We start from the raw sequence: 12,040 nt of genomic DNA on the forward strand, positions 1-12,040 counted from the left end.
CGAACTATCTGACCCAGCACGACATCTGAAGACGGAGCAACAGTGCACCTCGCCCATCGCACCGCCGCCGCGTTCGCCGCGGTGGCCCTGTCCATCACCGCAACAGCGGGACTCTCGGCCGCCACAGTGGCTCCCGCGGCGGCCGAGCCCGTCCGGGCTGTCGTGGCAGCCACCCCCAGCACGGCGCTGAGCGGCGACACCACCGACAAGGGCGAGGACGTCCAGTACTACGTTGTCCAGGCCGCGGCGGACGGCTCGCCCGAATTCCTCTTCGAGCTGGCCGAGCGCTTCCTGGGCGACGGCAACCGGTACCTGGAGATCTTCGAGCTGAACGAGGGTCACCAGCAGGCCGACGGCAACACCGTGACGAAGCCGGAGATCCTGGCCCCGGGCTGGGTGTTGCAGATGCCCGACGACGCCGAGGGCGAGGGGATCGAGGTCGGCCCGCTGCCCGAGGTCGGCGGGGAGAACGGCGACGCCGAGGAGGCCGCGACGCCCGATGTGCCCTACTACGTGGTCGCGACCACCGAGGACGGCGAGCCGGAGTTCCTCTACGGGCTCGCCGAGAAGCTCCTGGGCGACGGCGAGCGGTACAGGGAGATCTTCGAGCTGAACGAGGGCCGCGAGCAGCCCGACGGCGGGAAGATGTCCACCGCCGAGAGCGTCGAGGTCGGCTGGGTGCTGCAGATGCCCGAGGACGCGGAGGGTGAGGGCCTGGAGCACGGCCCGCTGCCCGTGGCCGATGGGCCGCCGGCGTCGTCCGGCCCGTCGGGCAGGGCGTCGGACGGCCCGTCGGACAGCGCGGCCGCCGGCAGCCGGCAGGAGGCGTCGTCCAGCGTGCTGCCCGTGGTCCTGATCGTCGTGGGTGCACTGGTCGTGATCGGTGGTGCGGTGACCGCGTTCGTGCTGGTTCGCCGGCGCAAGCAGGGTCAGGAGCCGTTCGACGACAGCCTGTTGCGCACCGACACCTCATCGGCCTGGATGGTGGATCGCGCGCTGCGCGTGCTGGTGGCCTCCTGCGAGCGGGACGGGCTGCCGCGGCCGGGGGTCATCGGGGTATTCATCGAGGGCGGGGCGCTGCGGTTGCGGCTCTCCAACCCGGCGACGCCCGCTCCCGCGCCGTGGACGGCGAACGAGGACGGCGCGAGCTGGTCGGCGCCCCTGGGGAAGCTGCAGTCGGCGCCGGCATCGGAGGAGCCCACCGCGGCGTTCTCCCGCCTGGTGACCGTGGGCGTGGCCGACACAGGCCGGGTGCTCGTCGACTTCGCGCAGGCGCGCGGCCTCATCAGCCTGGACGGCCCCACCCGGGCGCGGCACGAGGTGCTGCGCCGCTGGCTGGGCGAGTTCACGGGAAACCCGTGGTCGGACGACCCGCGCGTGGTCATGGTGGGCAACGGCCTGCCGCAGCCTGAGCTGGCCGAGCACCTGAACACCGTGGAGCAGCTGGTCCCGGAGCTGGAGTCCGAGGCGGGCGGCGTGCTGGTGCTGTCCCAGGCCCCTGCTGCGGCGCAGCTGGACATGCTCGCCTCGCGGTTCAGCGACCCGCGGTTCGGCTGGGTGGTCGTGGTGCTCGGCCCGGTCCCCACTGCCAAGTGGCGCTTCACGGCCGACGACGCCGGGTTGCTGCGCAGCGGCTTCCTGCCCGACGTGCGGTACAACGACGCGACGCCGGTCCGTCGAGCGGGGGAGTGACATGCACGCCTTGATCACAGCGCGGTACGGCGAGCGGGAGGCGCTGCTCGCCGTGGACGTGGACGGGGCCACCGAGGCCGTGGTCCTCTTCGAACGGCTCGCCGCCGAGGTGGGCGCGCCCCGGGGCAGCACGCTGCACGTGGACGGGCTCCCCGTGGGTCTCGAGAAGGCCGGGCGACTCGTGGCCGGCACGCCCGTCCGGGACGGCGCGGTCATCACGTTCGCCGCAACCGCCGACCGTCCCGCGGCGGCCGGGCCCGTCGACCTGTGCGTTACCGGCGGCGTCGGTGCCGGCGCCGTGGTGCGCCTCGGCGTCGGCGAGTCGGTGCTGCAGGTCGGGCCCGACGGACGGGTCCGCGTGGACGAGCACCGTGAGGGCGGACTGCCCGCCGTCGCCGTCGCCGTGGGGATGGACGGCGCCGTCCGGGCACGCCGGGTCCCGGACCCCCGGTCCGCCGGCCGCCTCGTCGAGCTCGACAGGTCGACGGATCCGCTCGGTGAGCAGGACGAGGTCTGGCCCACGGGCACGCAGATGCGGATCGGGCCGAGCGTGCTCACCGTGCAGCCCGCCACCCGGTCGGACGCCGACCTGCGCCCCGGGTCCGAGCCGGGCACGTTGGACTACAACCGGCCCCCGCGCCTGCTGCCGCCCATGCCGGCCACCCGCTTCAAGCTGCCGGCCGAGCCGCCGCCGCCCACCCGCAACGCGCTGCCCTGGCTGACCATGGCCATGCCGGCGGTGCTGGGCATCACGATGGCGATCATCTTCAAGTCGCCGTACTACCTGACGTTCGCCCTCGCCTCGCCGCTGATGGCTCTCGGCAACTGGTGGATGCAGAAGAAGAACGGCCGGAGCACGCATCGGGAGCGGGTCAAGCAGCACGCCGAGGAGCGCGCGAGCCTCGAGGCCGAGGTGCTCGATGCGGTGCAGCGTGAGCAGCACCGGCACCGGGTGTCCAGTCCCGGCGCCGCCGAGCTGAGCCTCATCGCCACCACCCCGACACGTCGCCTCTGGGAGCGGCGCTCCACCGACCCCGACCACCTGAACGTCCGCCTTGGTCTGGCCGACGTGACGAGCCAGGTCGAGGTCGAGGACATCGCCGAGCCGGAGCACCGGCGCAAGACGCGCGCGACCATGCGGTCGGTGCCGGTCACCGTGCCGCTGCGCGAGGCTGGCGTCGTGGGCGTGGCGGGGCCGGGCGACTGGCCGCGGCGCCGGGCGCGCTGGATGGTGGGCCAGCTCGGGGTGCTGCAGAGCCCTCGTGACGTCCAGGTGTACGTGCTGACCACCTCCGAGCACCTGCAGGAATGGGAGTGGGCGGCCTGGCTGCCGCACGTGCGCCCGTCCTTCGGGCAGGACGCCGTCGCCATGATCGGTACCACCACCGAGACCCTCGCGGCGCGAGTCGCCGAGGTGAACGCGTTCATCGCCGAGCGGCGAGCCGCGGTCCAGGAGTCCTACGGCAAGGCGGGCGGAGGCCCGCAGATCGTCGTGGTGCTCGACGGCGCCCGCCGGCTGCGTGCCCTGCCCGGCGTCGTCACCATCCTGCGGGACGGGCCAGGCGTCGGGGTGAGCGTGGTCTGCCTCGACGGCGACGAGCAGCTGCTGCCCGAGGAGTGCTCGGTGGTCGCGCTGGCGCGCGCCGAGGGCGGCATGCTCCTGCGTCGCCACGACGCCGACGACGTCCGCCGGATCACCGTCGACGAGGTCGCCGACGACTGGTACGAGCAGGTCGCGCGGTCCGTTGCCGCGGTCCGCGACGTCACGGCCACCGAGGGCGAGGGGCTCATCCCCGACTCGGCACGCCTCGTGGAGGTGCTCGGCATCGAGGAGCTCGACGGCCCCACGGCGTTGCAGCGCTGGAAGATGGGTTCCGGCACGACGGACGCCGTGGTCGGTGTCTCTCTGGACGGGCCGTTCCACCTGGACCTGGTCCGCGACGGGCCGCACGCTCTGGTCGCGGGCACCACCGGTTCCGGCAAGTCGGAGTTCCTGCAGACGGTCGTCGCCTCGCTTGCCGTGGCGAACACGCCGCAGACCATGAACTTCGTGCTCGTGGACTACAAGGGCGGTGCCGCGTTCAGCCAGTGCGAGCTGCTGCCGCACACCGTCGGCATGGTCACCGACCTCGACACGCACCTCGTGGAACGCGCCCTGGCGTCCTTGCGCGCCGAGCTGACCTACCGCGAGCACATCCTCGCGGAGGTCGGCGCGAAGGACCTCGAGGACTACCTCGACGCGCAGCGCCGCGGGCACACGGGGCCGACGCTGCCTCGGCTGCTGATCGTCATCGACGAGTTCGCCTCCATGGCGCGCGAGCTGCCCGACTTCGTCACCGGCCTGGTCAACATCGCCCAGCGCGGGCGGTCCCTCGGCATCCACCTGATCCTGGCCACGCAGCGCCCGTCCGGCGTGATCTCACCTGAGATCCGCGCGAACACGAACCTGCGGGTCGCCCTGCGGATGACCGACGCCGGCGAGTCCTCCGACGTCATCGACTCGCCCGAGGCCGCCCAGATCGCCAAGTCGCAGCCCGGCCGGGCCTACGCCCGTCTCGGGGCCGCGTCCCTGCTGCCGTTCCAGTCCGCGCGCGTCGGCGGGCGTCGGCTGTCGCTGCGGGAGAACGCCGAGATCGAGCCGCCGTACATCGCCCGGCTGAGCGTCGCCGACCTCGGTGCCTCGGTGCCCCGCCGACCCGTCGTCGCCCGCACGGAGAACGTCCAGACCGACCTGTCGGCCATCGTCGCCGCCCTGCGGGAGGCGGCGAGCCTCGGCGAGCTGCCCGAGCCGCGCCGGCCGTGGCTGCCCGCCCTGCCGGGGCTGCTGTCCCTGCACCAGGTCGCGCAGCCCTCGGCGCCCGCGGCGTTCGCCTGGGCGCTGGAGGACGAACCGGCCGCGCAGCGGCAGGGGCCCGCCGTCATCGACCTGGACGAGTTCTCCCACCGGTACGTCGTGGGTGCGCCCGGTTCCGGGCGGTCCACCGTGCTGCGCACGACGGCGTTCGCCGCCGCGGACCGTCTGCCGGTGGCCGACCTGCACCTGTACGGGATCGACTGCGGCAACGGGGCGCTCGCGGTGCTCGACGAGCTGCCGCACACGGGCGCCGTCGTGCAGCGCGGCCAGGAGGAGCGCGCCACGCGACTGCTGGGCCGCCTCAAGGCGGAGCTCGGGCGGCGCCAGCAGGTGCTGAGCGACGGCAGCTACGCCAACGTCACCGAGCAGCGCGAGCTGGCTCCCGCCGTCGAGCGGCTGCCGCGCGTCATGCTGCTGATCGACCGGTGGGAGAGCTTCGTGTCCACCTACGGCGAGGTCGACGGCGGCGCGCTCGTGGACGCGGTCCAGGAGCTGCTGCGCGACGGCGCGAGCGCGGGCATCCACCTGCTGATCGCCGGCGACAGGTCGCTGCTGTCCAGCCGGATGGGTGTGCTGACCGACGACACGGTGGTGCTGCGGCTCACCGACAAGTTCGACTACGGCATGGCCGGGATCGCGCACAAGACCATCCCGGACGAGATCCCACCGGGGCGCGGCTTCCGGTCGGGATCCGGACGCGAGGTGCAGGTGGCGGTCCTCGGCGACGATCCCGCCGGGCGTGCGCAGACGGCGGCCGCGCGTGCGACGGCCGCCGCGATCCGGGAGCGGGCGGACGTGGTGCCCGGCACGGGCCCGTTCCGTGTCGACGACCTGCCGTCCACGATCCAGATCGACGCCGCGTACGCGTACGCCGGGCCCGAGGCCGCCCGGCCGATGTGGGCCATGCTCGGGGTCGGCGGCGACGACCTCACGGCCTTCGGCGCGGACCTCGCCGGCGACGCGCCGACGTTCGTCGTGGCGGGTCCGGCGAGATCCGGGCGGTCCACGATGCTGGCCGTCATGACCGAGTCGTTGCTGCGCGGCGGCACCCAGGTCGTGGTGCTCGCGCCGCGGCCGAGCATCCTGCGCAACTTCGAGGGGCGCGACGGCGTGCGTGCCGTGATCACCGACACGGAGGTCACGCAGGAGATGCTCGCGGCGCACCTCGACCCCGACGGCACTCCGGTGGTGCTGGTGGTCGACGACGGCGAGCAGGTGACCGACGCTCCGGCGAAGACCTGGCTGCGCGCCTACCTGCGCACCGCGGCCGACCACCGACGCGGGCTGATCCTCGGCGGCGACGCCTCCGAGGTGGCCGGCGGGTTCTCCGGCTGGCAGGTCGACGTCAAGAAGAGTCGGCGGGGAGCCCTCCTCAGCCCGGCGGACCGGTTCGACGGCGACCTGGTGGGCGTCAGCCTGCCGCGTTCGGCGGTGTCGAACCAGGTGAGCCCCGGCAAGGCGCTGGTGCACCTCGGGTCGGGCGAGCTGATGACGATCCTGGTGCCGACTCTCTAGGATCGGGGGATGGCACGACACCGGATCTTCGCCACGAGCTTCGCGAGCATCTACCCGCTCTACGTGCAGAAGGTGGAGCGCAAGGACCGCAGCCGGGACGACCTCGACCGTGTCGTCACCTGGCTCACCGGGTACGACGACGTCGGCCTGGAGAAGGCGATCGCCGACGAGGTGGACCTGGAGACCTTCTTCGCGCAGGCGCCCCGCATGAACCCGAACGCGTCCCTCATCACCGGCGTCATCTGCGGCGTCCGCGTCGAGGAGATCGACGACCCGCTGATGCAGCAGATCCGCTGGATGGACAAGCTGGTCGACGAGGTCGCCAAGGGCAAGAAGATGACGTCCGTGCTGCGCGGGAGCGACGCGTAGGCAGGGCTTCTCGCAAGCCGGTCTCCTTAGAAGTCGGCGACGGCCCGGAAGCTCGCGTCCAGCGCCGCCTGCGTCGTCGTCATGTCGCGCATCGCGACGCCGACGAAGAGGCAGTCGACGACCATGAGCTGGGCGATGCGGCTCGCCATCGCCCCGGACCGGAACGTGGTCTCCCGGGACGCGGTGACCAGGGTGACGTCGGCCAGGGTGGCGAGGCGGGACTGCGGGTGGTTGGTGATCGCGATCGTGGTGGCACCCAGACCCTGCGCGAGCTCGGTGGGGGCGATGACGTCCGTCGTGCTGCCCGAGTGGGACATCGAGACGACGACGTCGCCCGCCGACCGCAGGGACACCGCCGTCATCGCCGAGTGCCGGTCGGTGTGGCACGCGGCGGTCAGCCCGACGCGGGCGAGCTTCTGCTCGAGGTCGATCGCGGGCACGGCGCTGGCGCCGACCCCGACGAGGTCGATGCGGCGTGCCCGCACGAGCGCGCTCACGGCGGCCTCCAGGGCCGCGACGTCCAGCAACGCGGCCGTGTCCTCGACCGCACGCGCGTCGGCGTACCCGATCTTCGCGACGACCTGGGCCAGGGAGTCGTCCGCGTCCAGCGTGCCGGAGAGCGGCTCCCGGGCGGTGCGCCCCTCCTCGAGGCCGGCGTCCTTGGCGAGGGCGAGGCGTAGCTGCGGGTAGCCGGGGAAGCCGACGCGCCGCGCGAAGCGCACCACGGTGGGGGCGGAGGTGTGGCACCGCTGGGCCAGGACCGTGATCGACTCGCGGGCCGCCTCCGCGGGGTCGGCGAGCACCGCGTCCGCGACGCGGCGCTCGGCCGGCCGGAGCTCGGGGAGCATGGCACGGATCCGTGCGACGAGGGCGACGCCCTCGGGGACCGGCGACGAGAGCACGGCATGCCTCCCTACTGCTGCATCTGCCCCCTGAGGATAGGTGCGATCCGATCCTCGTGACGCGCCAGCAGCGCCGTGGCGCCGGCCGCGTCGAGGCCGCGCTCGATCATCACGACGGCCGTCTTCACCCGGTCGCCGGCCGCGACCAGGGTCCGCGCGGCCGTCGCGCGGTCGACGCCGGTGATCCGCACGACGAGGCGCTCGGCCCGGTCGCGCAGCTTGGCGTTGGAGACGGTCACGTCGACCATGAGATTCCCGTAGGTCTTGCCGCCCCGCACCATCACGCCGGTCGAGATCATGTTGAGGATCTGCTTGGTGGCCGACCCGGCCTTGAGCCGGGTCGATCCTGCGACCACCTCGGGCCCGACCTCCACCTCGATGGGGTGGTCGACCGCCGACCCCAGCGCCGAGCCGGTGTTGCACGAGACCCCCGCCGTGAGCGCCCCCGCCTCGCGGGCGCGGCGGACCGCGCCGAGGACGTAGGGCGTGCGGCCGCTCGCCGCGATCCCCACGACGGTGTCCCGCGCGCCCAGGCCGAGCCCGTCGACCGCCGCGACGCCGGCCTCGGCGGAGTCCTCGACCGACTCCGTGGCGCCGACGAGCGCCGCGGGGCCGCCGGCCATCACCGCCTGCACGACGTGCGGGGGCACGTGGAACGTCGGGGGGACCTCGGCGGCGTCGAGGGTACCCAGCCGCCCCGAGGTGCCCGCGCCCACGTAGACGAGGCGGCCGCCGTCGCGCAGCCGGTCCGCGACCTCCTCGACGAGCGCCGCGATCGCGGGCAGCACGCGGCGCACGGCGCCTGGGACCTCCTGCTCCGCCTCGTTGAGGGCGCGCAGCACCTCCACGGTGGGGCGGGAGTCGAGGTCGGCGTACCGGTCGTCGACCCGCTCGGTCGTGAGCCCGTCCAGGTCCGGCCGGGGCCCCGCGGCCGGCGCGGTCACGCGCGGCCCCCGTCGGGCGATCCGGTGTCGCGCCGTCGGCGGGGGTTCGGCGCGGCCGCGAGCAGGCGCCGGGTGTACTCGTGCTGCGGGTCGTCGATCACCTCGTGGCTGGGGCCGCGCTCGACGACCTCGCCGTGGTACATCACGATCGTCTCGTCGGAGTAGGTCCGTGCGGAGCCCAGGTCGTGGGTGATGTAGAGGACGGCGAGGTTCTCGGTGCGGCGCAGGTCGGCGAGCAGGTCGAGGATCTCCTTGCGGATGGTGACGTCGAGCATCGAGACCGGCTCGTCCGCAAGGAGCACCTGGGGCCGGGCCGCCAGGGCCCGGGCGAACGAGACCCGCTGCCGCTCGCCCCCGGACAGCTCGTGGGGGAAGCGCCGCAGGTACCGCTCGGCCGGAGTGAGGTTGACCCGGCGCAGAAGCTCGAGGCTCTGCTCCTCGACCTCCTCGGCGGTGCTGGCGTGTCGGTGGATCCGCAGCGAGCGCTCCAGCACGTGGTCGACGCGGTGCACGGGATTGAGGGACGCGAACGGGTCCTGCAGCGTCATCTGCACCGTGGAGGTGTACTCGACGAAGCGGCGCCCGTGGGTCGCCGTCACCGGCTGCCCCCGCAGCAGGATCTCGCCCGAGGTCGCGGGCACGAGCCGCGCGAGCAGCCGCCCGACCGTGCTCTTGCCCGATCCGGACTGGCCCACCAGCGCCGTCACCTGCCCGGTGCGCAGGGCCAGGGAGACGTGGTCGACCGCGCGGAACCGGTCGCGCCGGAGCCCGGTGCGCCGCACCCGGAAGTCCTTGACCAGGTCGCGGGCCTCGAGCACGACCTGGCCCGTGGCGACGTCTTGCGGGCGTGCGGTCGTACCGGCGGTCATACGAGTGCTCCCAGGTCGACGAGCGAGCGCAGCAGCGACCGCGTGTAGGGGTGGCGGGCGTCGGTGTAGACGTCGAGGGCGGGGCCGTACTCGACGAGCCGGCCGGACTGCATCACCGCGATCGTGTCCGCGATCTCGAGCAGCAGGGCGAGGTCGTGGGTGGTGAAGACGATGGCGAAGCCGAACTCCTCGCGCAGCGCCATCACCTGGTCCAGCACCTCCCGCTGGACGAGCAGGTCGAGCGCGGTGGTCGGCTCGTCCATGATGAGCACCTCGGGCTCGAGCACCAGGGCGATCGCGATCGCGACGCGCTGTTTCATCCCGCCCGACAGCTCGTGCGGGTACGCGTCGGCGCGGTCGGGCTCGATGCCGACCTTCTCCAGCATCCGCCGGGCGAGCGCCCGGCGGTCGGCGGCGGGCATCCCCGGCCGGTGCACGCGGACGACGTCGTCGAACTGCGCCGCGACCCGGGTGACCGGGTTGAGTGCGTTCATGGCGCTCTGGAACACGATCGCGAGCTCGCTCCACCGCAGGGTCCGCAGCTCGGCGTCCGGGAGGGTGAGGAGGTCGACGTCGCCGCCGACGTCGGCCGAGCGCGCGCCGTCGCGGGCGCGCCGGTGGTAGGTGATCGACCCGGACGTGACCTCCGCCGGGACGCGCAGCAGCCGGGTGACGGCGTTGGTGAGGGTCGACTTCCCGGAGCCCGACTCGCCGGCGAGCCCGAGGATCTCGCCGCGGTGCAGCGTCACGGACACGTCGTCGACCGCGCGCAGCCGGCCGTCCGGGGTGGCGTACTCGACGACGAGACTGCGGACCGAGACGACGGGCTCGCCCTGGACGTCCGCCGGTCGGAGCTGCGGGCCGGTCGCCGCCGGATCGAGCTCGCCGGGCTCCGGCACGTCGGGTTCCGGCAGAGCGGCGGCCGCCGCGGTCGCGCTCGTGGCGGCGGCGACCGGGCCGGACCGGCGCACGGGCTGGCGCCGGCTCTTGCCGGTGCGCAGGCGCGGGTTGCTGTACTCGTCGATACCGAAGTTGATGAGGGCGAGACCCGCGCCGAAGACGGCGATCGCGAGCCCGGGCGGCACGAACCACCACCAGGCGCCGAAGAGGAACGCCTGCGCGCTCTGCGCGAAGTAGAGCATCGACCCCCAGCTCGTGGTGGTCAGCGACCCGAGACCCAGGAACGACAGCCCCGCCTCGGACAGCACGGCGGTGATGACGGAGAACAGGAACCCCGAGGCCACGAGCGGCAGCGCGTTCGGCATGACCTCGGAGAAGATGATCCTGGTGCGCGACTCGCCGGTGGCGCGTGCGGCCTCCACGAAGTCCCGGCGTCGCAGCGACATCGTCTGGGCGCGCAGCACCCGCGCCGACCCGGCCCACGACGTGATGGCGATGACCAGGGAGACCGACACCATGCCGCGGGACGGCAGGTAGCCGGTGAGGACGATGAGCAGCGGCATGCCCGGCACGACGAGGAACACCGCGGTGACGACGTAGAGCAGGTCGTCGGTGGCGCCGCGGAAGTAGCCGCCGATCATGCCGACCACCACGGAGATGACCTGCGAGACGACGCCGGCCACGACGCCGACGCCGAGCGAGACCCGCGCGCCGTAGACGAACTGGGCGAGCACGTCCTGCCCGGTCTGCGTGGTGCCGAGCCAGTGCGCGCCCGAGGGCGGCTGGAGGAGGTCCGGCCCGCTCTGCTGCGGGTCGTAGCTCGTCAGGAGCGGCCCGACGAGCGCGAGGAGCACGATGAAGAGCGTGATGGCGAGGCCGAGGCGGACCTTGCCGGACGCCGGGACCCATGATCGGGGTGACATGGTTCAGCCCTCCTGCCGGGTGCGGGGGTCGAGGAAGACGTAGACGACGTCCGCGACGAGGTTCGCCGCGATCACCGCGAGCGAGATGACGAGGAACAGCCCCTGCATGAGCGGGAAGTCCTGGTTCTGGACCGCGTCGAAGAGCTGGTACCCGATGCCGGGGTAGTTGAAGATGACCTCCGTCAGCAGGGAGCCGCCGACGACGGCGCCGAGGGAGAGCGCAAAGCCCGTGACCGACGGGAGGATCGCGTTGCGGGCCGCGTAGTCGAGCCGGATCATCCGCTTCGGGAGGCCCTTCGCCTCGGCCATCGTCACGTAGTCCTCGCCGAGCACGGTGACCGTCATGTTGCGCATGCTCAGCACCCAGCCGGCGAACGACGCGATGATGATCGTGATCGACGGGAGCACGGCGTGGTACAGCACCGAGCCGATGAACTCGCCGGAGAAGCCGGGCGTCAGGCCGGGCGTGTACGCCTGGGAGACGGGGAACCAGCCGAGGTTGACCGCGAAGACGAGCACCAGGATCAGCGCCATCCAGAAGTACGGCACCGCGTTGAGGAAGGTCAGGCCGGGCAGGAGCATGTCCGTACGCTTGCCGCGCCGCCAGGCGAGGACGACGCCGAGGGCGGTGCCGATCACGAAGCTGATCACCGTCGTCGTCCCGACGAGGCCGATCGTCCACGGCAGGGCGCCCATGACGATGTCGGCCACCGGGACGGGATAGAAGCCGATCGAGAGGCCGAGGTCGCCGTGCGCGAGGTTGCGCAGGTAGTCGCCGTACTGGGCCAGGAGCGGGGCGTCGGTGATGCCGTAGCTCTCGGCGATCGCCGACATCGCGGCGGGGTCGACGCGGCCGTTGAGGCGCTCCACGAGCAACGAGATCGGGTCGCCCGGCATCAGGCGGGGGATGAGGAAGTTCATCGTCAGCGCGGCCCATGCGATGAACACATAGAGCAGCACCTTGCGCAGCAGGTACTTCACGCGGGCTCCTTCTTGGGGCGCGTCGAGTGGCGCGTCGAGGCGCCGGGCGGACGCCGGCGCGCGTTCGCGAGGGCGCGCGCCGGCGTCGTGA

General features: G+C 73.0%; 8 protein-coding genes. 3 read left to right on the plus strand and 5 right to left on the minus strand.

Annotated features, from left to right (window positions below; all coding sequences use genetic code 11):
* Positions 1–42: 42 nt before the first annotated feature.
* From AC1C2W_RS06335 to AC1C2W_RS06345, 3 genes are read left to right on the plus strand one after another with little or no spacing between them, the layout of a single operon-like run.
* The gene (locus AC1C2W_RS06335) at positions 43–1,692 is read left to right on the plus strand and encodes a LysM peptidoglycan-binding domain-containing protein (protein WP_495412668.1); all 1,650 of its coding nucleotides are present in this window, start codon (positions 43–45) and stop codon (positions 1,690–1,692) included.
* A 1-nt stretch (position 1,693) separates the two neighbouring features.
* Positions 1,694–6,061: an FtsK/SpoIIIE domain-containing protein gene (locus AC1C2W_RS06340; protein ID WP_495412669.1), complete on the plus strand. Its 4,368-nt coding sequence runs from the start codon at positions 1,694–1,696 to the stop codon at positions 6,059–6,061.
* 9 nt (positions 6,062–6,070) lie between these two features.
* Positions 6,071–6,430, plus strand: coding sequence for a DUF2200 domain-containing protein (locus tag AC1C2W_RS06345; protein ID WP_495412670.1), 360 nt, complete (start codon positions 6,071–6,073; stop codon positions 6,428–6,430).
* A gap of 26 nt (positions 6,431–6,456) precedes the next feature.
* Here the strand turns inward: AC1C2W_RS06345 and AC1C2W_RS06350 are convergent, their stop codons facing one another.
* The 5 genes from AC1C2W_RS06350 to AC1C2W_RS06370 are packed head-to-tail and all read right to left on the minus strand — an operon-like array spanning position 6,457 to position 11,949.
* A complete protein-coding gene (locus tag AC1C2W_RS06350) occupies positions 6,457–7,332 on the minus strand; it encodes a MurR/RpiR family transcriptional regulator (RefSeq protein WP_495390961.1) in 876 nt (291 codons plus the stop codon).
* 11 nt (positions 7,333–7,343) lie between these two features.
* Positions 7,344–8,276, minus strand: coding sequence for an N-acetylmuramic acid 6-phosphate etherase (gene murQ, locus AC1C2W_RS06355; protein WP_495390960.1), 933 nt, complete (start codon positions 8,274–8,276; stop codon positions 7,344–7,346).
* A complete protein-coding gene (locus AC1C2W_RS06360) occupies positions 8,273–9,145 on the minus strand; it encodes an ABC transporter ATP-binding protein (RefSeq protein ID WP_495390959.1) in 873 nt (290 codons plus the stop codon). Before AC1C2W_RS06360 ends, murQ begins: the two co-directional genes overlap by 4 nt.
* Positions 9,142–10,968 (minus strand): dipeptide/oligopeptide/nickel ABC transporter permease/ATP-binding protein, encoded by a 1,827-nt coding sequence (locus AC1C2W_RS06365; protein ID WP_495412671.1) that lies wholly within the window; start codon positions 10,966–10,968, stop codon positions 9,142–9,144. The genes AC1C2W_RS06360 and AC1C2W_RS06365 overlap by 4 nt, the downstream gene beginning before the upstream one ends.
* Before the next feature lie 3 nt (positions 10,969–10,971).
* Positions 10,972–11,949, minus strand: a complete 978-nt coding sequence (locus AC1C2W_RS06370; RefSeq protein WP_495390957.1) for an ABC transporter permease — start codon at positions 11,947–11,949, stop codon at positions 10,972–10,974.
* Positions 11,950–12,040 lie beyond the last annotated feature (91 nt).

The organism is Isoptericola sp. Y581, assembly GCF_059445475.1.

Bases quoted from the DNA above. Each gene is read 5' to 3' on its own strand.
- AC1C2W_RS06360 (WP_495390959.1), bottom strand. From the start codon at position 9,145: ATGACCGCCGGTACGACCGCACGCCCGCAAGACGTCGCCACGGGCCAG.
- AC1C2W_RS06345 (WP_495412670.1), top strand. From the start codon at position 6,071: ATGGCACGACACCGGATCTTCGCCACGAGCTTCGCGAGCATCTACCCG.
- AC1C2W_RS06340 (WP_495412669.1), top strand. From the start codon at position 1,694: ATGCACGCCTTGATCACAGCGCGGTACGGCGAGCGGGAGGCGCTGCTC.
- AC1C2W_RS06365 (WP_495412671.1), bottom strand. From the start codon at position 10,968: ATGTCACCCCGATCATGGGTCCCGGCGTCCGGCAAGGTCCGCCTCGGC.